The sequence below is a fragment of the Mesorhizobium sp. M0189 genome (assembly GCF_040322135.1).
GTDB lineage: Bacteria > Pseudomonadota > Alphaproteobacteria > Rhizobiales > Rhizobiaceae > Mesorhizobium.
Genome location: NZ_JAMYSW010000004.1, coordinates 1 through 24,945 on the forward strand (window position 1 = coordinate 1; position 24,945 = coordinate 24,945).

Annotated in this window: 20 protein-coding genes; 11 read left to right on the plus strand and 9 right to left on the minus strand. The window is 64.7% G+C overall.

The window, feature by feature from the left end:
- Nucleotides 1-121 precede the first annotated feature (121 nt).
- Nucleotides 122-595 carry a VOC family protein gene (locus tag NKJ09_RS08465; protein WP_023717939.1) on the minus strand — a complete coding sequence of 158 codons (474 nt, stop codon included), beginning with the start codon at nucleotides 593-595 and terminating at the stop codon, nucleotides 122-124.
- Nucleotides 596-877: 282 nt separating this feature from the next.
- Between NKJ09_RS08465 and ilvD the strand changes: the two genes are divergently transcribed.
- From ilvD to NKJ09_RS08480, 3 genes are all read left to right on the plus strand, one after another.
- Nucleotides 878-2,722, plus strand: coding sequence for a dihydroxy-acid dehydratase (gene ilvD, locus NKJ09_RS08470; protein WP_352762609.1), 1,845 nt, complete (start codon nucleotides 878-880; stop codon nucleotides 2,720-2,722).
- 28 nt (nucleotides 2,723-2,750) lie between these two features.
- Nucleotides 2,751-4,025: an amidohydrolase family protein gene (locus NKJ09_RS08475; RefSeq protein WP_352495764.1), complete on the plus strand. Its 1,275-nt coding sequence runs from the start codon at nucleotides 2,751-2,753 to the stop codon at nucleotides 4,023-4,025.
- A 114-nt stretch (nucleotides 4,026-4,139) separates the two neighbouring features.
- Nucleotides 4,140-5,060 carry a DMT family transporter gene (locus tag NKJ09_RS08480; protein ID WP_352495763.1) on the plus strand — a complete coding sequence of 307 codons (921 nt, stop codon included), beginning with the start codon at nucleotides 4,140-4,142 and terminating at the stop codon, nucleotides 5,058-5,060.
- On the opposite strand, the gene NKJ09_RS08485 is transcribed toward NKJ09_RS08480, so the two are convergent.
- Nucleotides 5,057-5,959, minus strand: a complete 903-nt coding sequence (locus NKJ09_RS08485) for a phosphotransferase (protein ID WP_352495762.1) — start codon at nucleotides 5,957-5,959, stop codon at nucleotides 5,057-5,059. The two genes, NKJ09_RS08480 and NKJ09_RS08485, sit on opposite strands and share 4 nt — an antisense overlap.
- Before the next feature lie 104 nt (nucleotides 5,960-6,063).
- Between NKJ09_RS08485 and NKJ09_RS08490 the strand changes: the two genes are divergently transcribed.
- Nucleotides 6,064-6,696, plus strand: a complete 633-nt coding sequence (locus NKJ09_RS08490; protein ID WP_023717942.1) for a class I SAM-dependent DNA methyltransferase — start codon at nucleotides 6,064-6,066, stop codon at nucleotides 6,694-6,696.
- 18 nt (nucleotides 6,697-6,714) lie between these two features.
- On the opposite strand, the gene NKJ09_RS08495 is transcribed toward NKJ09_RS08490, so the two are convergent.
- Entirely contained in the window at nucleotides 6,715-9,168 is a 2,454-nt protein-coding gene (locus NKJ09_RS08495) for a GcvT family protein (RefSeq protein ID WP_352495761.1), read from the minus strand.
- Nucleotides 9,165-10,049 carry a phosphotransferase gene (locus NKJ09_RS08500; RefSeq protein ID WP_352495768.1) on the minus strand — a complete coding sequence of 295 codons (885 nt, stop codon included), beginning with the start codon at nucleotides 10,047-10,049 and terminating at the stop codon, nucleotides 9,165-9,167. The genes NKJ09_RS08495 and NKJ09_RS08500 overlap by 4 nt, the downstream gene beginning before the upstream one ends.
- A 435-nt stretch (nucleotides 10,050-10,484) precedes the next feature.
- Between NKJ09_RS08500 and NKJ09_RS08505 the strand changes: the two genes are divergently transcribed.
- From NKJ09_RS08505 to NKJ09_RS08535, 7 genes are all read left to right on the plus strand, one after another.
- Entirely contained in the window at nucleotides 10,485-11,261 is a 777-nt protein-coding gene (locus tag NKJ09_RS08505) for a DeoR/GlpR family DNA-binding transcription regulator (RefSeq protein WP_352495767.1), read from the plus strand.
- A gap of 66 nt (nucleotides 11,262-11,327) precedes the next feature.
- The gene (locus tag NKJ09_RS08510; protein ID WP_352495760.1) at nucleotides 11,328-12,254 is read left to right on the plus strand and encodes a LysR family transcriptional regulator; all 927 of its coding nucleotides are present in this window, start codon (nucleotides 11,328-11,330) and stop codon (nucleotides 12,252-12,254) included.
- Between the two features lie 201 nt (nucleotides 12,255-12,455).
- Entirely contained in the window at nucleotides 12,456-13,610 is a 1,155-nt protein-coding gene (locus tag NKJ09_RS08515) for an ABC transporter substrate-binding protein (RefSeq protein WP_352495759.1), read from the plus strand.
- A 182-nt stretch (nucleotides 13,611-13,792) separates the two neighbouring features.
- A complete protein-coding gene (locus NKJ09_RS08520; RefSeq protein WP_352495758.1) occupies nucleotides 13,793-14,791 on the plus strand; it encodes an ABC transporter ATP-binding protein in 999 nt (332 codons plus the stop codon).
- A gap of 14 nt (nucleotides 14,792-14,805) precedes the next feature.
- Nucleotides 14,806-15,756, plus strand: a complete 951-nt coding sequence (locus NKJ09_RS08525) for an ABC transporter permease (RefSeq protein ID WP_023717950.1) — start codon at nucleotides 14,806-14,808, stop codon at nucleotides 15,754-15,756.
- Complete coding sequence (locus NKJ09_RS08530) at nucleotides 15,746-16,561, plus strand: ABC transporter permease (protein WP_352495757.1); 816 nt, start codon at nucleotides 15,746-15,748, stop codon at nucleotides 16,559-16,561. Before NKJ09_RS08525 ends, NKJ09_RS08530 begins: the two co-directional genes overlap by 11 nt.
- Nucleotides 16,562-16,586: 25 nt before the next feature.
- Nucleotides 16,587-18,014: a gamma-aminobutyraldehyde dehydrogenase gene (locus NKJ09_RS08535; RefSeq protein WP_352495756.1), complete on the plus strand. Its 1,428-nt coding sequence runs from the start codon at nucleotides 16,587-16,589 to the stop codon at nucleotides 18,012-18,014.
- A 49-nt stretch (nucleotides 18,015-18,063) separates the two neighbouring features.
- On the opposite strand, the gene nhaA is transcribed toward NKJ09_RS08535, so the two are convergent.
- The 5 genes from nhaA to NKJ09_RS08560 all read right to left on the minus strand — a co-directional run bounded on the left by nhaA (nucleotide 18,064) and on the right by NKJ09_RS08560 (nucleotide 24,941).
- The gene (gene nhaA / locus NKJ09_RS08540; RefSeq protein WP_352483987.1) at nucleotides 18,064-19,257 is read right to left on the minus strand and encodes a Na+/H+ antiporter NhaA; all 1,194 of its coding nucleotides are present in this window, start codon (nucleotides 19,255-19,257) and stop codon (nucleotides 18,064-18,066) included.
- A 91-nt stretch (nucleotides 19,258-19,348) separates the two neighbouring features.
- A complete protein-coding gene (locus NKJ09_RS08545) occupies nucleotides 19,349-19,912 on the minus strand; it encodes an ActR/PrrA/RegA family redox response regulator transcription factor (protein ID WP_023676342.1) in 564 nt (187 codons plus the stop codon).
- A 63-nt stretch (nucleotides 19,913-19,975) separates the two neighbouring features.
- On the minus strand, nucleotides 19,976-21,301 hold the full coding sequence (locus NKJ09_RS08550) for an ActS/PrrB/RegB family redox-sensitive histidine kinase (RefSeq protein WP_352495755.1): 1,326 nt from the start codon (nucleotides 21,299-21,301) through the stop codon (nucleotides 19,976-19,978).
- Between the two features lie 91 nt (nucleotides 21,302-21,392).
- Nucleotides 21,393-23,975: an ATP-dependent helicase HrpB gene (gene hrpB, locus NKJ09_RS08555; protein ID WP_352495754.1), complete on the minus strand. Its 2,583-nt coding sequence runs from the start codon at nucleotides 23,973-23,975 to the stop codon at nucleotides 21,393-21,395.
- A 75-nt stretch (nucleotides 23,976-24,050) separates the two neighbouring features.
- Complete coding sequence (locus tag NKJ09_RS08560) at nucleotides 24,051-24,941, minus strand: DMT family transporter (protein ID WP_352483984.1); 891 nt, start codon at nucleotides 24,939-24,941, stop codon at nucleotides 24,051-24,053.
- Between the last annotated feature and the right edge of the window lie 4 nt (nucleotides 24,942-24,945).

Genomic DNA, 24,945 nt, shown 5'->3' on the forward strand with positions numbered 1-24,945 from the left:
CCAAAGTTCCCATCAGCCATCGCATCAAGAAATGCGCCTGGAACGACGACTATCTCATCAATGCCATCACTCATATGCGATAGCCCTGCCTTACAGGGGGAGAAGGGAAGATCGCGTTCGTTCACGCCTTGGCCGCCTCTTCGATCTTGGCGACGTCGATCTTGGTCATCTGCATCATCGCCTGCATCACGCGGCCGGCCTTTTCCCTGTCGGGGTCCAACAGCAGTTTGGGCAGCTGCTCGGGAACGACCTGCCAGGAGAGGCCGAATTTGTCCTTCAGCCAGCTGCACTGGCTGGGCTCGCCACCGCCCGCGATGAGCCTGTCCCAGAAATAGTCGACCTCTTCCTGCGTCTTGCAGTCGATGGAGAGCGAGACCGCCTCGGTGAACTTGAATTGCGGGCCGCCGTTGAGGGCCTGGAACGGAACGCCGTCGAGCTCGAATGAGACCATCAGCACCTTGCCCTCACGATCGCCGCTGCCCTTGGGCCAGCGCATCACGCTCAGCACCTTCGAATTCTTGAAGATGGAAACGTAGTGGTTCATGGCCTCCTCGGCCTGGTCGTCGAACCACAGGCAGGTGGTGATCTTTTGCATTCTCTTGCTCCTCGGGCTGGTTTGTTTGCTTTCGAAACGGCCGGCTGGTGATTGATGCCCCGCTCCTGCCGTCTGCCCAAGGACGCTCGAGTAAAACACGATCCGACAGCACCTCTGACTTTTTTGCGGTCTGGACCGGCTGCGTCTTTGGCTGGCCGTTCGTTCCGCTACCTGGCGCAGCGCAAAATTGTGGCCAGACCAGAGCGTGGCGTCTATAAGGCCTGCGGCTCAATTCCGGTTTTCCGCACCTTTGGGTGCGACGCAGACAGCAAGGACAGTTCAATGCCCGCCTACCGTTCCCGCACCACCACCCATGACCGCAACATGGCCGGCGCCCGCGGCCTGTGGCGCGCCACCGGGATGAAGGATTCGGATTTCGGCAAGCCGATCATCGCCGTGGTCAATTCCTTCACCCAGTTCGTGCCGGGCCACGTCCATCTCAAGGACCTCGGCCAGCTGGTTGCCCGCGAGATCGAGAAGGCCGGCGGCGTCGCCAAAGAATTCAACACCATCGCCGTCGACGACGGCATCGCCATGGGCCATGACGGCATGCTGTATTCGCTGCCGTCGCGCGAATTGATCGCCGATTCCGTCGAATACATGGTCAACGCGCATTGCGCAGACGCCATGGTCTGCATCTCGAATTGCGACAAGATCACGCCGGGCATGCTGATGGCGTCGCTGCGCCTCAACATCCCGACTGTCTTCGTCTCCGGCGGACCGATGGAGGCCGGCAAGGTGGTGCTCGCCGGCAAGAGCCAGGCGCTCGACCTAGTCGACGCCATGGTCGCCGCCGCCGACGACAAGATCTCCGACGAGGACGTCAAGATCATCGAGCGCTCGGCCTGCCCGACCTGCGGCTCGTGCTCGGGCATGTTCACCGCCAATTCGATGAACTGCCTGACCGAGGCGCTCGGCCTCTCGCTACCCGGCAACGGCTCGACGTTGGCGACGCACGCCGACCGCAAGCGCCTGTTCGTCGAGGCCGGCCATCTGATCGTGGATCTCGCCCAGCGCTATTACGAGCAGGACGACGACACCGCGCTGCCGCGCAGCATCGCCTCGAAGGGCGCCTTCGAGAACGCCATGACGCTCGACATCGCCATGGGCGGTTCGACCAACACCGTGCTGCACATCCTTGCCGCAGCACATGAGGGCGAGGTCGACTTCACCATGGAGGACATCGACCGGCTGTCGCGGCGGGTACCGGTGCTTTGCAAGGTGGCTCCGGCCAAGGCCGACGTCCACATGGAGGATGTCCACCGCGCCGGCGGCATCATGGCGATCCTCGGCCAGCTGGATAGCGCCGGGCTGATCAACCGCGACCTGCCGACGGTGCACACCGCGAGCCTCGGCGAAGCGCTCGACCACTGGGATATCTCGCGCACCACCAGCCAGAATGTCCGCGATTTCTTCCTGGCGGCACCCGGCGGCGTGCCGACGCAAGTCGCGTTCAGCCAGGACCGCCGCTGGGATGATCTCGATCTCGACCGCGAGAAAGGTGTCATCCGCTCGGCCGAACATCCTTTCTCAAGGGATGGTGGCCTCGCCGTGCTGAAAGGCAATCTCGCATTCGACGGCTGCATCGTGAAGACTGCCGGCGTCGATGAATCGATCCTGAAATTCACCGGTCCGGCAAGAGTGTTCGAAAGCCAGGACGCCAGCGTCAAGGCGATCCTGTCGAACGAGGTCAAGGCCGGCGATGTCGTCGTCATCCGCTATGAAGGGCCGCGCGGCGGCCCCGGCATGCAGGAAATGCTCTATCCGACCAGCTATCTTAAATCGAAGGGTCTCGGCAAAGCCTGCGCACTGATCACCGACGGGCGCTTTTCCGGCGGCACCTCCGGCCTGTCGATCGGCCACGTCTCGCCGGAAGCGGCGGAAGGCGGGCTGATCGGGCTGGTCAGGGAAGGCGACACGATCGAGATCGACATCCCCAACCGCACCATCCGGCTGGCTGTCGACGACGCGGAATTCATCGCCCGTCGCGCGGCGATGGAGGCGAAGGGAACGGCTGCCTGGAAGCCCGAGGAAAAGCGCAAGCGCAAGGTGACGATGGCCTTGCGCGCCTATGCGGCGATGGCAACCAGTGCTGCCAAGGGTGCGGTGCGGTACGTGCCGGAATAGGCATCATTCTTCAACGAGGTGGCGATAAATGGATTTCGACCTTGTGGTGCGCGGCGGGACGCTGCCCGACGGCAGGATCGCCGATATCGGCATCGTCGGCGAGACGATCGCGGCGATCGAGCCTGAGCTCAACATCAGCGCCGGCACGGCGATCGATGCCCATGGCAATCTGGTCTCGCCGCCTTTCGTCGATCCGCATTTCCATATGGACGCCACGCTTTCGCTCGGCATTCCCCGCATCAATGTCTCGGGCACGTTGCTCGAAGGCATTTCTCTGTGGGGCGAGCTGAAGCCGCTTCTGACCCACGAGGCGGTGCGCGACCGTGCGCTTGCCTATTGCGACTGGGCGGTGTCGATGGGCCTGCTCGCCATCCGCACCCATGTCGATGTCTGCGACGATCGCCTGCTGGCGGTGGAAGCGCTGCTCGACGTGAAGAAGACGGTTGCGCCGTATATCGACCTGCAATTGGTCGCCTTCCCGCAGGACGGGTTTTACCGCTCGCCGACGGCGCGCGACAACACCACCCGCGCGCTCGACATGGGCGTCGATGTCGTCGGCGGCATCCCGCATTTCGAGCGCACCATGGCCGACGGTACGCGCTCCGTCACCGAGCTCTGCGAGATCGCGGCCGAGCGCGGCCTGATGGTCGACCTGCATTGCGACGAGACCGACGATCCGCTGTCGCGCCACGTCGAGCAGCTTGCCTATGAGACGCAGCGGCTTGGATTGCAGGGCAGAGTGGCCGGCTCGCACCTCACCTCGATGCATTCGATGGATAATTACTACGTCTCGAAGCTGTTGCCGCTGATCGCCGAGGCCGGCGTTTCGGCGATCCCCAATCCGCTGATCAACATCATGCTGCAGGGCCGCCACGACACCTTTCCCAAGCGCCGCGGCTTGACGCGGGTCAAGGAAATGCTGGCGCACGGGATCCGCGTCGGCTGGGGCCAGGATTGCGTGCTCGACCCCTGGTATTCGCTGGGCACCGCAGACATGCTCGACGTCGCCTTCATGGGCCTGCATGTCGCGCAGATGTCGAGCCCAGCCGAGATGGCGCGCTGTTTCGACATGGTCACCAACGTCAATGCCGCCATCATGGGTCTCGACCACCTTGGCCTGGCCGTCGGCAAGCGCGCCAGCCTGGTCGTTCTCGATGCCGGCAACCCGCTCGAGGCGCTGCGCCTGCGCCCCGAGCGGCTCTGCGTCATTGCCAAAGGCAAGGTGGTGGCCGAGCGGAGCCGGCAGGACACGCGGCTTTCGATCGCCGGAAGGCCGGGCACCGTGAATCGGCGCCACGCTTAGACCAGCCGATTTCCGGCGCTGGTCTTACCGAATTCTCGATTTTCGCCTCGTCACGGCCGCTGCTAGCGACTACGACGCGGGTCACCGTAGCCACGGCGAGGAACCGGTAACGGAATGGCGCAGCCCGCAGCCCAGAACTCGACGATCAGGAACGTGCTGCTGGCCGGCATCCTGCTGATGCTCGCCGGCGATTTCCTGTTTGCCTTGAACGACGCGATGGGCAAGTGGCTGGTCGCCAGTTTTTCCGTCGGCCAGGTCGTGCTGATCCGCTCGATCGGCGCCTTTTTCATACTCGGGCCGATGATTGCACATCAGGGTGCGGCCAAGCTGTTTCGCATGGAGCGGCCGGAGCTGCAGCTGCTGCGCGTGGTGATGACGACGCTCGACACGGCGCTGTTCTACGCGGCGGTCGTCTATCTGCCGCTCGCCGACGTGATGAGCTTCTACATGGCCGGGCCGATCTATGTCGCGGCGCTGTCGCACTTCTTGCTTGGCGAAAGGGTCGGCTGGCGCCGCTGGGCGGCTATCCTGGTCGGTTTCTGCGGCGTGCTGATCATGCTGAAGCCGTCTTCGGCCGCGTTCTCGCTGTCGTCGATGTTCGCGCTCGCCGGCAGCATTTCCTTTGCCTTCGCCATCATCCTCAACCGGCGACTGCGCGGCACCAGCGACACCTCGCTGGTCACCTGGCAAACCATCGGCACGCTGCTGGTCGGCGCTGCGTTGACCATCGGCAGTTGGAAGACGCCGTCCTCGCTCGATTTCGGCGCCATGCTGCTTCTCGGCATTGTCTCCTGCGGCGCGCATCTGATGATCACTAGGGCATTGAAGCTTGCGCCTGCCTCGACCTTGGCGCCGCTGCATTACAGCCTGCTGTTGTGGGCAGTGATCTTCGGCTCGGCCTTCTTCGGCGATGTGCCTGGGCCACGCATCCTGGTCGGCTCGGCCATTGTCGTGCTGGCCGGCCTGTTCATCTTCCACCGCCAGAAGGTGGTCGACACGGTGCCGCCCGAAAACGTGCCGAAGGGTGTGAATTAACCCCGGCGCACCGCCGCGAGATGCCGGGAAAATTCCGGCGTCTCCATCAGTGCCTTGCAGCGCGCGAAGCGGCCGTCGGCGTAGGCGCGGAAATCGTCGACCGGATTTTTGTTGGCAAGCTGGATCAAGCCCCACAGCGTCCACAACAGGTCGCACATCGCCTTGTAGATGACGATGCGGGCGCGCTCCGCCGGTCTCGGCTCGCCGCCGAAATAGGCCAGCATCATCTCCTCGTCCTGCGCGGCGTCGAATTGCCCTTCGACGCTGAGGTCGCCGAGATCCCAGAGCGGATCGTTCATCCCGGAATATTCCCAGTCGACGATCCACATCCTGTCGCCCGTATCGAGAAAGTTTTCGCAGAGCGGATCGCAGTGGCAGGCGACGATTGGCAGAGGATGAGCCGCAAGTGCCGAGCGCACGGTTTCCGCTTCGCGGACCCCATCGTGGTAGCCGGCAGGCAGGGCGACGTCCTTGGTCGACAGCACTTTCAGATAATCATCGATCATCGCAAACAGTTCAAAGCGGAAGGGGAACACCGCGCCGGATGTGTGCAGTTTGCGAAAGGCCTTGCCGGCGCGTGCCGGGCTGCCCGGTCGGGTCTTGAATTTTTCCGGCGACATCGTCTCGGCGCTGGCGATGAAGCGGGTCACCAGCACGCCGGTCTCGGCATCGACATGCAGCACTTCCGGGCTGACGCCGGCCTTCGCCGCTTCCCGCGCCGCCACTGCCTCGTTGGCGCGGTTGATGTATTCCTCGGTACCCTTGCCGGGGATACGCAGGCAGAAATCCTTACCCCTGAAGACGAGGTTGGTCAGGCCGCCGAGCCGTTCCAGCGGGCCGTCATAACCGGCCAGCATCGGAATGGCCGCAAGTGCGGCGCGTGCCTGGTCGTCCGCCATGGCTTTCGCTCCTTTTCCAGTCTTTATTGTCGCGACGACGGTTCCACAGTTTTCGCCGTTTGGCTATGATCGCGTCGCAGATCGATACCAGGCGACGGAAAGCGATGACGGACAGCAAACAGCAGAGCGCGCTCGCCGCAGCCTATGCGGCGAAGCGACCGGAAGACGTCGCGGCGCTCTACGACAGCTGGGCCGGCACCTATGACGCCGACATGTCGGCGGCCGGCTATCGCCATCCGACCATCTGCCTTGCCTTGCTGGCCCGCCATCTGCCGCGCGGCGCCGCTCCTCTCCTCGATGCTGGCGCAGGCACCGGGCTCATCGGCGAATGGCTTGCCATCACCGGTTATCCGCAGGTCGAGGCGCTCGACATTTCGGAAGGCATGCTGGCGCAAGCCGCGCGCAAAGGCGTCTATTCGGCCCTTCATTGCCTGGCGCTTGGCGCGCCGCTGCCTTTCGTGGACGATGCCTATGCCGGGATCATCTCAGCCGGCGTCTTCACGTCCGGCCATGTCGGGGCCGAGGGTCTGGACGAGCTGATCCGCATCTGCCGGCCGGGCGGGGTGATCGTGCTGACGGTGAAGAACACGCTGTGGGATGCGGGTTTTGCCGCGCGGATCGCCGAGCTCGAGGCGCAAGGCACCGTCACCCGCGCCGAGGAGACGCCGCCCTATGTCTCGATGCCAGGCGAGGCCGATACGGTGCCCAGCCGGGGGCTGGTGCTCATCGTGAACTGAGGCTGAAACCGGAAGGCTCTAGGCCTTCACCTTTGCTCCCGCCGGATCGTAAAGCGGCTCGAGGTGGATTTTAGCCGGCGTCCGTTCCATCGCCACCACCAGCTCGTAATCGCCGGAGGTGAGGAAATCATCGCCGACGCCATCGGCATTGCGCACATAGCCGTAGCCGATGTTCTTGCCGACGGTGTAGCCATAGCCGCCGCTGGTGAGATAACCGACGGCCTCGCCATTGCGCAGGATGGTCTCACGCCCGAGCAGCACGATATCCGGATCATCGACTGTGAAGCCGGCAAAACGTTTCCTGAGCGCCGCGCCGTCGAGCTTTTCAAGCGCCCGCCGGCCGAGGAAATCGGTGTTCTTCCTGAGCTTCACCGTCCAGCCGAGGCCGGCCTCCTGCGGCGTGTCGTTGGGCGTGATATCGGCGCCCCAGGCGCGGTAACCTTTTTCCAGCCGCAGCGATTCCAGCGCCCGATAGCCGACCGGGCGAATGTCGTGGACAGCGCCCGCCGTCATCAGCGCGTCGAAAACCTCGCCCGTCGCCGCGATCGGCGCATGCAGCTCCCAGCCGAGCTCGCCGACATAGGTGACGCGCAGTGCCCGAATGACGTGGCCGGCAATGGCGATCTCGCGAACATGGCCGAACGGAAAGGCGGCGTTCGAGACGTCGGCATCGGTCACCGCTGACAGCACGTCGCGGGCGCGCGGCCCCATCAGCGACAATGTGCCGAACTCCTCGGTGACGTCGGTCAGCGTCACGTCGAACTCGCTGCCGATATGATCGGCAATCCAGCAGAAATCATGCGTGCGGAAACCGGTGCCGGTGACGATGTAGAATTTCTCCTCATCGAGCCTCGCCACGGTCAAATCGGCCTCGATGCCGCCGCGCGTGTTGAGGAGCTGCGTGTAGGTCAGCCGGCCGACCGGCTTGGCAACGTCGTTGGCGCAGATCCAGTCCAGCGCCTTCAGCGCGTCGGCGCCGGTCATTTCGTATTTGGCGAAAGACGACTGGTCGAAAATGCCGATCTTTTCGCGCACGTGGCGGTGCTCGTCGCCGACGGGTGAAAACCAGTTCTGCCGGCCCATCGAATAGACGTCCTTCGGCTCGATGCCTTCCGGCGCGAACCAGTTCGGCCGCTCCCAGCCGAGTTTCGAGCCGAACACGGCGCGATGTTTTTGCAGCCGCTCGTATAAAGGCGAGACGATGCACGGCCGGCCGGTGACATATTCCTCGTGCGGGAAGCCGATCGTGTAGTGCTTGCCATAGGCTTCCAGCGTGCGGTCGCCGACCCATTGCCGGTCGCGGTTCAGGTCGGAGAAGCGGCGGATGTCGACCACCCACAGATCGAGCGGCGCCTCGCCGTCGACGACCCATTGCGCCAGCACCCAACCGGCGCCGCCGCCGGACGCAATGCCGAAGGCATTGAAGCCGGCGCCGACGAACATATTGGGGCATTCCGGCGCCACACCGAGGATGAAATTGCCGTCCGGCGTAAAGCTCTCCGGACCGTTGATCATCTGCTTGACGCCGACATTGGCGAGCGCCGGGACACGCTCGATCGCCTGGCTCATATGCTGCTCGAAATGATCGTAATCGTCGTCGAACAGCCGGAACTCCCAATCGTCCGGCACATCGCCGGCGGGTAGACCGGTCGTCCAGGCCTGCGGGTTCGGCTCGTAACCGCCCATCACCAACCCGCCGACCTCCTCCTTGAAATAGGTGCGGCGGTCGGGGTCGCGAATTGTCGGCGCGTCGGTCGCCAACCCCTCGATCCTATCGGTGATGATGTACTGGTGCTTCACTGGCTGCAGCGGCACGTTGACGCCGGCCAGCGCACCCACCTGCCGCGCCCATTGCCCGGCGCAGTTCACAACCTTGTCGCAGGCGATGTCGCCCCTGTTCGTCCTAACCTTGACGATCCGGCCGTTGGTCATTTCGAAGCCGGTGACCCGCACCTCCTCGAACAATTTTGCGCCGTGCATACGCGCGCCTTTGGCCAGCGACTGGGTGATGTCGGAAGGGCTTGCCTGCCCGTCGCTCGGCAGCCAGGAAGCGCCGACGAGGTCGCCGGTTTCCAGCAGCGGCCACATTTCCTTGACCTCGGTCGGCGACAGCAGATGCATGTCCATGCCGAAACTCTTTGCCGTCGTTGCCAGCCGCTTATACTCGGTCCAGCGGTCGGCATTGGTGGCTAGCCGCAGGCAGCCGGTCATCTTCCAGCCGGTGGCAAGGCCGGTTTCGGCTTCCAGCCCTTTGTAGAGATCGACCGAATATTTGAGCACGCGCGTGATCGACGCCGACGAGCGCAGCTGGCCGACCAGCCCAGCAGCATGCCAGGTCGAGCCCGAGGTCAGTTTGCCCTGTTCGAGCAGCACGATTTCGGCCTTGTGGTCGCGCGCCAGATGATAGGCCGTCGAACAGCCGATGATGCCACCGCCGATGACGACGATGCCGGCCTGGGCGGGCAAGGTCATGTCCGCGTCCCGTATTTTGTCCTGTAGTTTTCCAGGGCGTCTTCGAGCCGCGCCAGGTTTTCGTCGGTATAGGCGGCGTAGTCGACACCGGGGGCGTCGAGGTAAAGCTCGGAAACCATGCCCCACATCGCCTCGCGCAGCAGCGACGCGCATTGCATGGCGGCGTGCGAGCGCCGTATCGCTTCGTCCGGCTCCTTCATGAAGTAGGCGGTCAGGAAGGCGAAGGATTCCTCGTCGCTCATGCCGGCATTGGAAGCCGCGCCGGCAAGGTCGAACATCGCGGTGTTGAAGCCGGCATATTCGAAATCGATGAGCCATAGCCTGTGACCGTCATCGATTATGTTAGCCGGCAGAAGATCGTTGTGGCCGAAGACGATCGGCAGCAGTTTTTGCGCGCGCTCGAGCTCGTCCGCCAGCGTCAGCAGGCGTGGCAATTCGCCCAGCTTGCGGCTGCCGCCTTCCTCCAGCGTGCGCGCATAGTCGCGAATGACGTGGAATACCCAGAACATGAAGCCGGCGCCGGAGACATGACCGGGCATCTCCCGGTGGAAACCGCGCAGCAACGCGGCGACGCGGCCGAGATCGGCGCGCACGTCTTGCGCGACATAGGCCTTGGCGCCGAGATACTCCGTCACCATGACGCCGGGTCCGGTGTAGCGGACCGCCGGAGCGAAGCCTGCCGCGTGTGCTGCCCGCGCGGTCATCATCTCGCGCTCGCGAAAGACATGGTGGAACGGATAGTCCTGGCCGAGGCGAACGACATGCCGCCCGGCCGCGTCCTTGACCAGATAATTGGCATTGCTCAGGCCGCCCGGCAGCGGCGCAATGTCGATGCTGCCGGTCCAGCAAGGCAGCGCACGGATGCGGTCTTCGACAGTCACGATCTCGTCCAACATTGGGTCAATTTTCCACGCATGTCATGGCTGGCCAGCGATGACAATCGGACGGAGGAATGGAGGCAACACGAAGATCTCGTCGGTGCAGATCTCGGGATCGGTATCCCGCACCGCACCGACGAGCCCCTTTGTGCCGGGTTCTTCGACGCCGGCATCCGCCCCCGCGGATCCTAGATTTCGGTTCCCTCGCACCCGAGGATTTCCCAGGCGTTCAGGCAGGCGATTTTTCGTGCGGCTCAGCCGTCGGCCTCCGTTCCGGGCCTGTCACAGCGATAATGTCGCGCCAGGCTGGAGACGTTGTCAACGCGAAATTGTGGTGTTTTCTGCTTTTTTGCCCGAATGTTGCGAAATATGTTGGAGTAAGTGGCATTTATGCCGTAGAAACGGTCAATGGTGCAACAATTCGACCGGTTGGAACCGATGGGCCACTCGAAGCGGCATGGCGAAATCCTGCGCCTCCTCAAGGAGGAAGGCACCGTCACCATTGCCAGCCTGGCTGACCGGCTGGGCGTCTCGCTGGAGACGGTACGCCGCGATGTCAAGCCACTGACCAGCGATGGTTCCATCCTCAAGATGCATGGCGCCGTCGGCCTGCCGTCGATTGCCGGCGAAGCGCCGTTCGAGCGGCGCATGCGTGAGAACGCCGATGCCAAGCGGGCAATTGCCCGCATGGTCGCTGCCACCATCCGCGACGGCGAGTCGATCATGCTCGACACCGGCACGACCACGAGCTTCCTGGCCCGCGAGCTGCTCGGCCACCGGCGGCTGACGGTCGTCACCAATTCCTCCGACATCGCCCGCACGCTGGCCACCGTCAACGGCAACAAGGTCTATATGGCCGGCGGCGAGCTGCGCAGCGATTCCGGTGCTGCTTTCGGCGTCTCAGCCATCGAATTCGTCAGCCGCTTCTCCGTCAGCCACGCGGTGATTTCGACCGGCGCGGTCGATGCCATCACGGGTGTCATGGACTATGACCTCGAAGAGGCTGAGTTCGCCCGCATGGTGCTGTCGCGCGGCCAGCGTTCGCTTGTCGTCACCGACCACAGCAAATTCGGCCGGCAGGGTCTGGTTCAGGTCTGCGGCTTCGACGGCTTTTCCGAACTCGCGACCGACCGGCCGCCGCCGCATGACATCGCCGCCGCCCTTGCCCAGGCCGGCGCGCGGCTCAGCATTGAGGATGGCGGAAGCGAGGACTGAGCTCTATCGGGAGAACGGCACCAGCACCCACTTCCCAGCGCCGCCTCTGCCGTGTTTAGTCCGGCCATGGCTTTCACCATCCGCCAATTGCAGTTCTTCATCGCCGTCGCCGAGCAAGGCACGGTGTCGGGCGCCGCCCAGAATCTGTCGATCTCGCAATCCTCGGTCACCGAGGCGATCAAGGAGCTGGAGCACGATCTCGGCGTCGAGCTGTTCGAGCGCCACCCGCGCGGGCTGAACATCACCCACAAGGGCCACCAGTTCCTGCGCCATGCGAGGAAGATCCTTGCCGACGTTTCCGATGCGCGCCGCGCCTTCTTCGGCGAACAGATCGCGGCAAGCGGGCGGCTGCAACTTGGCGTCACCTCGCTGGTCGCCGGCTATGTGCTGTCCGATCTTCTTGCCCGCTATCGCCGCGCCTATCCAGGTGTCGAGGTCTCGGCGATCGAAGACAATGGCGACTATCTCGAGCACCTGTTGATCGGCGGCAAGCTCGACATTGCGGTCATGGTCACCTCGAACCTGCGCGACCGCACGGCGCTGCAGTCCGAAATCCTCGAAGTCTCGGCCTACCGGCTGTGGCTGCCGCTCGGCCATCCATTGGCCGGTGCCGACATCATCGGCATCGGCGATATCGCCCCGGAACCGCTGATCATGCTGACCGTCGACGAGATCGAGGAGAATACCGGAAAGCTGCTGACGGCGATCGGCGCCAAACCGCACGTCGCATTCCGCACCCGCTCGGTCGAAGCGGTGCGCAGCCTCGTCGCCACGGGCGCCGGTGTTGCGCTGCTGCCGGACCTGGTCTACCGGCCATGGTCGCTAGAAGGCGACCGCATCGAATCGCGCGATATTTCGGGATCGTTGCCGGTCGTCCAGGTCGGCATGGTCTGGCGGCGCGGCTCCGGCCTGCCGCAGGCGGCGCGCGACTTCATCGGACTTGCCCAGTCGCAGCGCATGGTGCGCCAACGGCCCGAGAAGATCGGCCGCTGATGTATCGGAAAAACCGATATCGGCTTTCTGATAAATGAATTTGCGAAACCGGAAATTTCGCAGCACTTTTCGGCCAGGGAACAAAGCTGCCGCCGGAGCACGGCCCTTCAGAGCCGCGCATCCAACGTTTTTGAACGGGCGCATGATCTTCTTCCGAAAACCGAAACCGGTTTCGGGGTCATGCAAAATGGGAGATCGACGATGAATTCATTGCTGAAATCATGCACTGCCTTGACGGTCGCGCTGACCTTCTCCGGCCAGGCCATCGCCCAGGTCAAGGAGCTGGGCAAGGGTGAAGGCGAGGTCAATATCGTCGCCTGGCCGGGCTATATCGAGCGCGGCGAAACCAACAAGGGCTATGATTGGGTCACGTCGTTCGAGAAGGAAACCGGCTGCAAGGTCAACGTCAAGACCGCCAACACCTCCGACGAGATGGTTTCGTTGATGAACGAAGGCGGTTTCGACCTTGTCACTGCCTCGGGCGACGCCTCGCTGCGCCTGGTTGCGGGCAAGCGCGTCCAGCCGATCAACACCGACCTCATCCCGAGCTGGAAGACGGTCGACGACCGGCTGAAGGATGCGCCCTGGTTCACCGTCGGCGGTGTCCATTACGGCGTGCCGTACCAATGGGGGCCGAATGTGCTGATGTACAACACCGAAGTGTTCAAGGAGGTGCCGAAGAGCTGGAACATCGTGTTCGAGGAAATGAAGCTACCCGACGGCAAGTCGAACAAGGGCCGCGTCCAGGCCTATGACGGGCCGATCCACATTGCTGATGCCGCCAACTACCTGATGGCCCACAAGCCGGAGCTCGGCATCAAGGATCCGTACGAACTGACTGAGGACCAGTACAAGGCTGCGCTCGACCTGCTGCGCGTCCAGCGTACGCTGGTCGGACGCTACTGGCATGACGCTGCCATCCAGGTCGACGATTTCCAGAACGAAGGCGTCGTCGCCTCCGGTTCATGGCCCTATCAGGTCAACACGCTGATCGCGGCCAAGAAGCCGGTCGCCTCGACCATTCCCGAGGAGGGCGTCACCGGCTGGGCCGACACCACCATGATGGAGGCCGATGCGGCCCACCCGAACTGCGCCTACATGTGGATTGAGCATTCGCTGTCGCCGAAAGTGCAGGGCGACGTCTCCGCCTGGTTCGGCTCGCTGCCGGTGGTGCCCGCCGCCTGCAAGGGCAACGAACTGCTCGGCGAAGAGGGCTGCAAGACCAACGGCTACGACAATTTCGACAAGATCAAGTTCTGGAAGACGCCGGTCTCGAAATGCGCCACCCAGAACGACCAGTGCGTGCCCTATTACCGCTGGGTGTCGGACTATATCGGCGTCATCGGCGGACGGTGAGTTCGTCTCACCTACGAAGCTCGGCGCTGCCCCTCACCCTTACCCTCTCCCCGTGAAGAACGGGGGGTCGCCAGCGTTGGAGCGCCTCCCTTCTCCCCGTCCACTACGGGAGAAGGTACCGGCAGGCGGATGAGGGGCAGCGCTACCCTGAATTTGATGAGCCTGACAGATCAGGACAACCCATGACCTCCGCCGTTTCTTTCCAAAAAGTCTCCCGCCATTTCGGCAGCGTGCGTGCCGTCGACGCGGTCGATCTCGACATCGTGCCGGGCGAGTTCTTCGCCATGCTCGGGCCTTCCGGCTCGGGCAAGACGACGTGCCTGCGCCTCATCGCCGGGTTCGAGCAGCCGACGGCGGGCTCGATCTCGATCTTCGGCGAACGCGCCGAGGGCGTGCCGCCCTATCGCCGCAACGTCAACACCGTGTTCCAGGATTATGCGCTGTTCCCGCATCTCAACGTGCTCGACAACGTCGCCTATGGGCTGATGGTCAAGGGCGTCGGCAGACCGGAGCGGCAAAAGGCGGCGGAAGAAGCGCTGGCGCTGGTGCGGCTTCCCGGCTACGGCGCGCGTCGCCCTGGCCAGCTTTCCGGCGGCCAGCGCCAGCGCGTCGCGCTCGCCCGTGCGCTGGTCAACCAGCCCAAGGTGCTGTTGCTCGACGAGCCGCTCGGCGCGCTCGACCTCAAGCTTCGCGAGAACATGCAGGAGGAGTTGAAATCGCTGCAGAAGGCGCTCGGCATCACCTTCGTGTTCGTCACCCATGACCAGGGCGAGGCGCTGTCGATGGCCGATCGCGTCGCCGTCTTCAACGACGGCAAGATCATGCAGATCGGCACGCCGGAAGACATCTACCAGCGCCCCAAGACCCGCTTCGTCGCCGATTTCGTCGGCTCGTCCAACGTACTGCCGCCGGATTTCGTCCAGCGCTATGCCGGCCAGCATCGCTGGGGCAGCCTGCGCCCTGAATCCATTCGCATCGGCCGGGCGGCCAAGGGCGACGGCGTTGCGGCTCGCCTGGTGTCGACCAACTATCTCGGCGCGACGATAAGACTGGCGCTCGATGCCGAAGGCTTGCGGCTGCATGCCATCGTGCCGGCGGGTGCTGCCTTGCCCCGGGAAGGCGAGGCGGTGGTGCTCACCTTCAACCGCGAGCATTTGCATCTGATGGACGAGTTGGGATGAGCCTGGACGCCGCCATGCCGCGGGCCACGACCCCCGCCATCCTGCCGGGAAGCGGCGGCCTGCGCGGCGCGCTCTCCGACCTCTTCTGGCGCCGGCCCCAACTCCTGCTTCTGCTCATGCTGCTGCCGCCGGTTCTTTGGCTCGGCATCGTCTATATCGGCTCGCTGTTCGCGCTGCTTTTGCAGAGCTTCTTCTCGATCGACGAGTTCTCCGGCCTCATCAACCGCGAGTTCACGCTGAAGACTTATGGCGACCTGCTGCAGGCCGCCAATCTCGACATCATCCTGCGCACGGTGACGATGGCGGCGCTGGTGACGTTTGCGTCGGCGGTCATTGCCTTTCCCATCGCCTATTACGCGGCGCGCTATGCGCGCGGCCGTTGGAAGGCGTTGTTTTATCTCGGCGTCATGCTGCCGCTGTGGTCGAGCTACCTGGTCAAGATCTATGCCTGGAAGCTGATCCTCGCCAAGGAAGGCATCCTGACGTGGCTGCTGGCCAAATTGCATCTTCTGTGGCTGCTTGATGCCTGGCTATCGCTGCCGATCGTCGGCGGCAACTCGCTGTCGGTATCGTCCACCGGCACCTTCATCGTCTTTGTCTATGTCTGGCTGCCGTTCATGATCCTGCCGGTGCAGGCGGCCCTCGAGCGCGTGCCGGGCAATCTGGTCGAGGCTTCTTCCGATCTCGGTGCGTCACCCGGCCAGACCTTCCGCAACGTGCTGTTCCCGCTGGCATTGCCGGGTATCGTCGCCGGCTCGATCTTCACTTTCTCGCTGACGCTCGGCGACTACATCATCCCGCAGATCATCGGCACCTCGCGGCTGTTCATCGGCCAGGCCGTCTATTCGCAGCAAGGCACCGCCGGCAACATCCCGCTCGCCGCCGCCTTTACCGTGGTGCCGATCGTCATCATGGGCTTCTATCTCTGGGGCGCCAAGCGCATGGGGGCTTTCGATGCGCTCTGACCGTGGCCCATCCGCGCCGATCGGCCTGAAGCTCGCTGCCACCGGCGGCCTGCTTTTCCTGCACCTGCCGATTCTGCTGATCTTCGTCCATGCCTTCACCACCGAGGAGAAGAGCTTCGTCTGGCCGCCGCCGGGCCTGACCACGCAATGGTTCGCCGTCACCTGGAACCGCCCCGACGTCTGGCAGGCGCTGTCGCTGTCTGTACGGGTCGCGGCGATCTCGACCGCCATCGCGCTGGTCCTCGGCACGCTGTGCGCCGCCGCCGTGTCCCGCACACAATTCTTCGGCCGCGAAACCATCTCGCTGCTGGTGATCCTGCCGATCGCGCTGCCCGGCATCATCACCGGCATCGCGCTGCGCTCGGCGTTCGCGCTGGCCGAAATCCCGTTCTCGTTCTGGACGATCGTGCTCGGCCACGCCACCTTCTGCGTGGTCGTCGTCTACAACAATGCGGTCGCCCGTTTCCGCCGCACGTCCGGCTCGATGATCGAGGCGTCGATGGACCTCGGCGCCGACGGTTTCCAGACCTTTCGGCATGTCGTGCTGCCCAACATCGCAACCGCGCTGCTGGCCGGCGGCATGCTGGCCTTTGCGCTGTCCTTCGACGAGGTCATCGTCACCACCTTCACCGCCGGCCAGCAGCAAACGGTGCCGATCTGGATGCTCGAAGAGTTGATCCGTCCGCGCCAGCGTCCGGTCACCAATGTCGTGGCGATGGTCGTGGTGCTGGTGACGCTGCTTCCCATCCTCGCTGCCTATTACCTGACCCGCGACGGCGACCAGATCGCCGGTTCGGGCAAATGATCTCGTTCATAAGGGAGAGACTTCCATGGACACGCAGATGCTGATCGGCTCGAAATTCGAAAAAGGCACCGAGACCGAGGAACCGATCCTCAACCCGAAGACCGGGGCGACCATCGTCAACCTGCCCGAGGCCAGCCCGGCGCAGATCGAGGCAGCAGTGCTTGCCGCGGAAAAAGCGTTCGTCACCTGGTCCCGCACAACACCGGCGCAGCGCGCCGGCTATCTCCTGAAGATCGCCGATCGCATCGAGGCCGCGGCAAAGGATTTCGCGACGCTCGAGGCGCTGAACTGCGGCAAGCCGATCAATGCCGTGCTCAATGACGAGATCCCGGCGATCGTCGACTGCTACCGCTTCTTTGCCGGTGCGGTCCGCTCGATGCCCGGCCAGGTCGCCGGCGAATACATTCCCGGCCACACCTCGATGGTCCGCCGCGACGCCATCGGCGTTGTCGCGTCGATCGCGCCGTGGAACTATCCGCTGATGATGATGGCCTGGAAGCTGGCGCCGGCGATTGCCGGCGGCAACACCGTCGTCTTCAAGCCGTCGGAACAGACGCCGCTGACCGCGCTGAAGCTGGCGAAAATCCTTGCCGATATCCTGCCGGAAGGCGTCGTCAACGTCGTGCTCGGCCGCGGCGACAGTGTCGGCAACACGCTGATCAACCACCCGAAGGTCAACATGATCTCGATCACCGGTGACGTCGCCACCGGCAAGAAGGTGCTGCAGGCCGCCGCCAAATCGGTCAAGCGCACACATCTCGAGCTCGGCGGCAAGGCGCCGGTCATCGTGTTCGATGACGCCGATCTCGGTGCGGTGGTCAACGGCCTGCGCGCCTTCGGCTATTACAATGCCGGCCAGGACTGCACCGCCGCCTGCCGCATCTACGCCGGCAAGAAGATCTACGACAAGCTTGTCGCCGACCTCTCCGCTGCGGTCTCGACCATCAAGTATGATCGCCCCGACGATACCGAGAACGAGATCGGCCCGCTGATTTCGCGTCGCCAGCGTGATCGCGTCTCGAGCTTCGTCGAGCGCGCCTCTGAGCTCAAGCACATCGAGATTACCACGGGCGGCAAGCCGGGCGAGGGCTCCGGCTTCTTCTACCAGCCGACCGTCGTCGCCGGCGCGCTGCAGGAAGACGAGATCGTGCGCCGCGAAGTGTTCGGCCCGGTGGTCTCGGTCACCCGTTTTTCCGAAGTCGACGAGGCGGTGAACTGGGCCAATGACTCTGACTATGGCCTGGCGTCATCGGTGTGGACCAAGGACGTTTCGCGCGCCATGGCGACGGCCGCCCGCCTGCAATATGGCTGCACCTGGATTAACACCCACTTCATGCTGACAAACGAGATGCCGCATGGCGGGTTGAAACAATCCGGCTACGGCAAGGACATGTCGCTCTATGCGCTGGAGGATTACACAGCCGTCCGCCACGTCATGATTGCGCACGGGTAGGGTCCAGATGCGGGAGAAGGTGGCCTGAAGGCCGGAAGTGGCGGCGCGACTATTCTTCCGCCTCGTCCGTCCCGTCCGCCGCCGGCGCCACCAGCAGCACGGTGGCGCCGAGGAGCGCGGCGATGAAGGAGCCGGCGAGGATGCCGACCTTGACCGCGTCCTGCAGAGCGACGTCGCTGGCGAAGGCGAGCAGGCCGATGAACAGGCTCATGGTGAAGCCGATGCCGCAGAGCAGCGAAATGCCGATCATGTGCAGCCAGCCGGCATTGACCGGCAGATCGGCGAAGCCGAGCCGGATGGCAAGCGCAGAAGACCCGAACACGCCGACCAGCTTGCCGGCGACGAGGCCGGCGGCGACGCCGAGCGTCAGCGGCTCGGCCAGGGCGGCAGCGCTGAGACCGCCGAGTGAGACGCCGGCGTTGGCAAAGCCGAAAATCGGGATGACGAAAAAGGCGACGACTTTGTGCAGGCCGTGTTCGAGCCGGTGCAGCGGCGAATGGTCGAGATCGTGGCCGCTGCCCGGCGATATCTTCAATGGAATGGTGAGGGCCAGCGCGACGCCGGCAAGCGTCGCATGGACGCCCGATTTGAGCACCAAAACCCACAGAACGATGCCGAGCAAGACGTACGGCAGCAACGTCAGCACCCGCATGCGGTTGAGCACCACCAGCAGCGCGATGACGGCGAAGGCGGCGCCGAGATAGGCGAGGGACAGCCCGCTGGTATAAAACACCGCGATGATGAGCACGGCGCCGAGATCGTCGATGATGGCGAGCGCGGTGAGGAATATCTTCAGCGAGCCCGGCACGCGGCCGCCAAGCAGCGACAGCACGCCGAGCGCAAAGGCGATATCGGTGGCGGTCGGGATCGCCCAGCCGGACAGAGCGGCTTCATTGTTGCGGTTGATGGCGACGTAGACCAGTGCCGGCACCGCCATGCCGCCGGCGGCGGCGATGCCGGGCAGCACGCGGCGCGGCCAGGTCGAGAGCTGGCCGTCGAGCATCTCGCGCTTGATCTCGAGGCCGACCAGCAGGAAGAACACCGCCATCAGGCCGTCATTGATCCAGTGCGAGACGCTGAGCGGTCCGAGATAGGCGTGGAGGGCGGAGAAATAAGCCTCGCCCAGCGGCGAATTGGCGACGATCAGGGCCAGGGCCGCCGCAGCCATCAGGATGAGGCCGCCGGCCGCCTCGCTGTCGAGGAATTCGCGCAGCATGGAGACCAGCCGCTTTTCGTCCTGCATGTCGCCTCCGTCGTATCAGCGGCAAGGTCCGACACCGCCAAGCGATGATGCGCAAACAGCGCTGGCCGGGCAAGCCTGCAGTCAGAGCCTTTTAGCGCGGCGCGCGCTTGGCGAGGATACGCTGCAGCGTGCGGCGATGCATGTTCAGCCGGCGCGCGGTTTCCGAGACGTTGCGGTCGCACATTTCATAGACGCGCTGGATGTGCTCCCAGCGTACCCGGTCGGCCGACATCGGATTTTCGGGCGGTGCTGCGCGTTCGCCCGCCGTGCGGGTCAGGGCTGCAAAGATGTCGTCGGCGTCGGCCGGCTTCGACAGATAGTCGATAGCGCCGAGCTTCACCGCCGTCACCGCGGTGGCGATGTTGCCGTAGCCAGTGAGGATGATGGCGCGGGCATCGTCGCGCTTCTCGCGGATCGCGGCGACGACGTCGAGGCCGTTGCCGTCGGCCAGCCGCATGTCGACCACCGCGTAGGCAGGCGGATTGGCGCGCGCCTTGGCAACCGCCTCCTCGACGCTCTCGGCCGTCTCGACCACGAAACCCCTGGTTTCCATGGCGCGGGCAAGCCGCGTCAGGAACGGCTTGTCGTCGTCGACGATCAGCAGCGAGGTGTCCTCGCCTTCGACCATTGCGCCAATCGTTTCGTCAGTACTCATCGTGCTGAAAATCCTGCTGCCTGATTTTTACGCAAATATAGTTTCGCGACGCTATTGTCCAATTTAGGCCGTGTCGAACATGGTGGCCGAAGCCTGCTCGGGATTGAGGAAGACGCTGCGCGGCCACGATATCTGCACGATAGCGCCCTCGCCGGGCTCGCTCGAATTGCGGAAATCGAGCGTCGCCCCGGAGCGTTCGAGCAAGGTCTTGGCGATGAATAAGCCAAGGCCGAGGCCGCCGCCGGCTTCGGTGCCTTGTCGCGTCGACATATAAGGTTCGCCGATGCGGTCGATGATCTCCGGCGGAAAGCCCGGCCCGTCGTCGATGATCGAGAAGCTGACGGCGGCCTCGTTCCAGCTCCAGCGTACAGTGACGTTCTTGCGAGCGAAGTCGACGGCGTTCTCGACCAGATTGCCGAGGCCGTAAATGACGCCGGGATTGCGCCGGCCCACCGGTTCCGGGCCGATGCGCTCGCCCGGCCGAAGCTTGATCGAAATGCCGAAATCGCGGTGCGGCGCCGTCACCTCCTCGACCAGTGAGGTCAGCGGCAGGCGCGAGAGGTGCACCTCGCTCTCGGAGGAAAGGCTGGTCAGGCGCTTTAGGATTTCGCGGCAGCGCTCGCTCTGCGAACGCAGCAGCTTCACGTCCTCGCCGTATTTGGGATCTTCGCCAAGCGCCTTCTCCATCTCCTTGGCGACAAGCGTGATCGTGGCGAGCGGCGTGCCGAGCTCGTGCGCGGCGGCCGCGGCGAGGCCGTCGAGGGCTGAGAGATGCTGCTCTCGCTGCAGCACCAGTTCGGTGGCGGCAAGCGCGTTGGCAAGCAGCCGCGCCTCCTCGGCCACCCGGAAGGCATAGATCGCGGTAAAGGCGATGGAGCAGAACACCGCCATCCACATGCCGGCGACATAGATGAACGGCATCGCCAATGGTGCGCCCTCATGCCAAGGCAGCGGCAGGTGGTAAAAGACCAGCAGCGTCGCCGCCACGATCACCAGCGCGCCGAGCATGGCGGTCAGCCGCAGCGGCAGCGACGTCGCCGAGACGACGACGGGCACGGTCATCAGCAGCGAAAACGGATTGGTGAGGCCGCCGGTCATGTAGAGCAGGCCGGCAAGCTGCAGGCTGTCGAAGGTCAGGATGGCAAAGGCCGAGGGCGGGGTAAGCCGATGCGCCGCCGGATAGCGGAAGGTCAGCAAAAGGTTCATCCAGGCCGAACAAGCGATCAGCGCAAAACACATGCTGACCGGCAGCGGAAATTTCAGCCCGTAAGCGACGACAAGCACGGTCAGGCTCTGGCCGACGATGGCAAGCCAGCGCAACCTGATCAGCGTGTTGAGGCGCAGCCGCTGGCTTTGCTGGAAGTCGGGTGCGTGCAGGATGTTTATCATGGCCAATGATTATAGAGGGGAAACAGCCGGAGGTCTTTTCCGAAAAAGCGCCGAAGCTGGCCTTCCGTTCGGGATAACAGTCCGGGAATCATTAGGTACCGCGCGGTTTGGCGCGGCTCGTTGCGGCGGCGAGAAGCGGGTTCTCCGGCCAGACATGCCTGGGATAGCGGCCGCGCATGTCTGTCCGCACATCGGCCCAGGAGCCGCGCCAGAACCCGGGCAGGTCGCGCGTCGTCTGGATCGGCCGGCGCGCCGGTGACAGCAATTCGAGCGTCAGCGGCACAGTGCCGTTGGCGATCGCGGGATGCCGGTCGAGGCCGAACAGCTCCTGCACGCGGATTGCCAGTACCGGCCATTCGCCGTCATAGCGGATCGGCAGCCGACTGCCCGACGGCGCGTCGAAATGGGTCGGCGCCAATGTGTCGATCTTGCGCTGCAATTCGTGCGGTACCAGCGTCATCAGGCCTTGCGAAAGCACGCTGGGATCGATCGCGGCAAAGGATGCGGCGCCGGAAAGGAACGGCAGCAGCCAGTCGTCGAGGCGCTCGACGAGCGCCGCATCGGAGACATCGGGCCATGGCGCACCGAGGCCGCGATGCAGCCAGCCGAGCCGCTGCCGCAACGTCTCCGCTTCCCTGCTCCACGGCAGCAGCGACAGGCCGTGTTCGCGCAAGACGTCGAGAATGGCGCTGTCTGCGTCGGCACCGGTCGGCGCCGGCAGCATGCGTTCGGACAACGTGATGGCGCCGAGCCGAACCGTTTCGCGCACCCGCACCGCGCGCCTATCGCGGTCGAAGCTCACCTCGCGGCGAGTCTCGATCTTTTCCGCCAGCGCGGTGCGGATGTCGGCCTCGTCGAGCGCCGCCGCCGCGGTGATGCGGGCGTTCTGCGCCTTACCCTGCAGATCGGCGACGACGAGCCAGGTCTCGCCGGCCAGCGGGTCGGAGGCGTCGAGCATGGCGCCGGAGCCGTTGGCAAGCACGAAGCGGCCACGCTCGCCGCGCGCTTTAGCGACCCGGTCCGGCCAGGCATGGATGAGGAGAGCGCCGGCGGTGCTGCCCTCTCCCTTGAGGGGAGGGTCGATCCGCGTAGCGGACCGGGGTGGGGTCGGTTCGGGCACGCCATCGGCGACCCCGCCGCGTCTCCCTCGTCTCGCTGCGCTCGGCTCGCTCGCCGACCCTCCCGTCGAGGGGGAGGGTGAAGCCTGCTTTGCCAACCTCTCGGCCAGCTGCCGGGCAGCGGTGGCACGCGGCGATCTTTCGGCATGAAAGCGCATCAGCCGCCGTTCGAGATCGGCACCATCGCCGCCAAGGCCGCGCTCGGTGAGCAGCATGGCCAGCATCGCCGCCTCGAGCGCCTGGCCGGTCCTTGCCGCCTCGGCGACCATGTGGGCGAGCCGGACCGGCAGAGCCAGCTTGCGCATCGCGGCACCGGCCTCCGTCAAGCGCCCTGCCGCATCGACGGCATCGAGCGCGCGCAGCAGCGCCCTTGCCTCGTTGAGCGCCGGAGCCGGCGGGGGGTCGAGGAAGGACAGGCTCGTCGGATCGGCAACGCCGAACGCCGCGCAATCGAGCAACAGGCCGGAGAGATCGGCTTCGAGGATTTCCGGTGGCGTGAAGGCCGGCAGTGCCGCTGTCTGCTCGGCCCGCCACAGCCGGATAGCGACGCCCGGCTGTGTGCGCCCGGCCCGGCCGGCGCGCTGGTCGGCGGAAGCGCGGGAAGCACGCACCGTCTCCAGCCGCGTCAGGCCGCTGGCCGGCTCATAGCGCGGCAGCCGCGACAGGCCGGAATCGATGACGACGCGCACGCCGTCGATGGTGATGGAGGTTTCGGCGATCGACGTCGCCAGCACGACCTTGCGACGCCCGGGCGGCGCCGGCTTGATCGCTGCGTCCTGCGTCCTGTTGTCGAGCATGCCGTAGAGCGGCACGATGTCGGTGTCGGCGCCGACCTTGCCCGCCAGCCGCTCGGCGGTGCGCTCGATCTCGCGCTGGCCGGGCAGGAAGACAACCACGCTGCCCTCCTCCCCGGCAAGCGCCGAGCGGATCACCCTGGCCATGGCATCCTCGATGGTGACGCCGGCCGGCCGCTCGTCATAGCGGATGTCGACCGGAAAGGCGCGGCCTGCGCTCTCGATCACCGGCGCGCCGGAAAGCAATTTTGCGACACGCGCGCCATCGAGCGTCGCTGACATGACCAGCAATCTGAGGTCGGGCCTCAGCGCACCCTGCACGTCGAGCGCCAGCGCCAGCCCGAAATCACCGTCGAGCGAACGTTCGTGGAACTCGTCGAACAACACCGCCGAGACACCAGGCAGCTCGGGATCGTCGAGGATCATGCGGGACAACACGCCTTCGGTGACGACGACGATCCTGGTCTTCGCGGAAGTCCGGTTTTCCATGCGCATGGCATAGCCGACGGTTTCACCGGGCTCTTCGCCAAGCAGTTCGGCCATGCGGCGGGCGGCAGCGCGGGCGGCGAGGCGGCGCGGCTCGAGCAGGATGATCTTTCCGGCGCCGAGCCATTGCGCATCGAGCAGCGTCAGCGGAACCAGCGTCGTCTTGCCGGCGCCGGGCGGAGCCACCAGCACGGCGCTGTTACCATGGCTCAGCGCTTCATTGAGCGCCGGCAAGACCGCGGAGACCGGCAGGTCCGGCAAAGGTTTTGTCGTCATTGTCCTATGATGTGCAGCCAGTTGGCAGCGATCGCATATCAGCGGTGGCGGTCGCCGCGCAAGCTTGGTACCAGCTCAAAGTCGGGTCCGCGCAAACGGGTTCCAGCGCACCGTGCCGAGCCGCACCTCCTCGCGCACCATCGTCAGCAGACCGGAACCGCCGACCACGGCAAGCCCGACCAGCGACAGAAAATCCGGATATTCCCTGAAGAACAGCGCGCCTAGAACCACCGCCCAGACGATCTGCGAATAATGCGTTGGCGCGATGCGGTTGGCCGGCGCGTATTTGACCGCCAGCAGATGCAGCAACTGACCGCCGGCGGTAAAGGCGCCGGCCAGCACCAGCCACGCCCATTGCCTGCCATCCGGCAGCGAGAACGAGGTAGCCGCCGCACCGACGCCGTTGAAGAGCAGGCCGTAGCCGATCAGCACGCCGAGCATCGTCGTGCGCTTTTCCTGCGCGGCGAGCGAACGCATCAGGATGACATTGGTGGCGGCCAGGAAGGCGATGATGAACGCCGCCAGATGACCAAGATGCAACTCGCGAAACCCAGGCCTGACGACCAGCATCACCCCGGCAAAGCCAGCGACGACCGCCAGCCACCGCCATGGGCCGACCTTCTCTTTGAGGACGAGCGTGGCCAGGATGGTGACGAACAGCGGCGCCAGGAAGATCAGCGCATAGACTTCCGCCAGCGGGATGGTGGTGAAGGCGTAGACGCTGAGCACGCCGGAGGCGATGCCGGCCCAGGCGCGGGCCTGTACCGCCCAAGGCCGTGTCGTGCGCCAGAAATCGCGCCAACGCTCGCCTGGCGGCCTGGCAAAGAGCAGAAAGCAGCCGGCAAACAATGTCGAGAAGAAGCCGATCTCGAAGACGTTGAACTGCCCGCCCAGGCTTTTGACAACCGCGTCGCTGCACGAATAGCTTGCATAGGCGATGAGAGCGAGCAGAATTCCGTTGGGCACGTTT

Coding starts and splice junctions, on each gene's coding strand:
- NKJ09_RS08545 (WP_023676342.1), bottom strand. CDS start 19,912: ATGAGTACTGACGAAACGATTGGCGCAATGGTCGAAGGCGAGGACACC.
- NKJ09_RS08550 (WP_352495755.1), bottom strand. CDS start 21,301: ATGATAAACATCCTGCACGCACCCGACTTCCAGCAAAGCCAGCGGCTG.
- NKJ09_RS08535 (WP_352495756.1), top strand. CDS start 16,587: ATGGACACGCAGATGCTGATCGGCTCGAAATTCGAAAAAGGCACCGAG.
- NKJ09_RS08475 (WP_352495764.1), top strand. CDS start 2,751: ATGGATTTCGACCTTGTGGTGCGCGGCGGGACGCTGCCCGACGGCAGG.
- NKJ09_RS08480 (WP_352495763.1), top strand. CDS start 4,140: ATGGCGCAGCCCGCAGCCCAGAACTCGACGATCAGGAACGTGCTGCTG.
- NKJ09_RS08525 (WP_023717950.1), top strand. CDS start 14,806: ATGCCGCGGGCCACGACCCCCGCCATCCTGCCGGGAAGCGGCGGCCTG.
- NKJ09_RS08510 (WP_352495760.1), top strand. CDS start 11,328: ATGGCTTTCACCATCCGCCAATTGCAGTTCTTCATCGCCGTCGCCGAG.
- nhaA (WP_352483987.1), bottom strand. CDS start 19,257: ATGCAGGACGAAAAGCGGCTGGTCTCCATGCTGCGCGAATTCCTCGAC.
- NKJ09_RS08495 (WP_352495761.1), bottom strand. CDS start 9,168: ATGACCTTGCCCGCCCAGGCCGGCATCGTCGTCATCGGCGGTGGCATC.
- NKJ09_RS08485 (WP_352495762.1), bottom strand. CDS start 5,959: ATGGCGGACGACCAGGCACGCGCCGCACTTGCGGCCATTCCGATGCTG.
- NKJ09_RS08465 (WP_023717939.1), bottom strand. CDS start 595: ATGCAAAAGATCACCACCTGCCTGTGGTTCGACGACCAGGCCGAGGAG.
- NKJ09_RS08515 (WP_352495759.1), top strand. CDS start 12,456: ATGAATTCATTGCTGAAATCATGCACTGCCTTGACGGTCGCGCTGACC.
- NKJ09_RS08490 (WP_023717942.1), top strand. CDS start 6,064: ATGACGGACAGCAAACAGCAGAGCGCGCTCGCCGCAGCCTATGCGGCG.
- NKJ09_RS08530 (WP_352495757.1), top strand. CDS start 15,746: ATGCGCTCTGACCGTGGCCCATCCGCGCCGATCGGCCTGAAGCTCGCT.
- hrpB (WP_352495754.1), bottom strand. CDS start 23,975: ATGACGACAAAACCTTTGCCGGACCTGCCGGTCTCCGCGGTCTTGCCG.
- ilvD (WP_352762609.1), top strand. CDS start 878: ATGCCCGCCTACCGTTCCCGCACCACCACCCATGACCGCAACATGGCC.
- NKJ09_RS08520 (WP_352495758.1), top strand. CDS start 13,793: ATGACCTCCGCCGTTTCTTTCCAAAAAGTCTCCCGCCATTTCGGCAGC.
- NKJ09_RS08505 (WP_352495767.1), top strand. CDS start 10,485: ATGGGCCACTCGAAGCGGCATGGCGAAATCCTGCGCCTCCTCAAGGAG.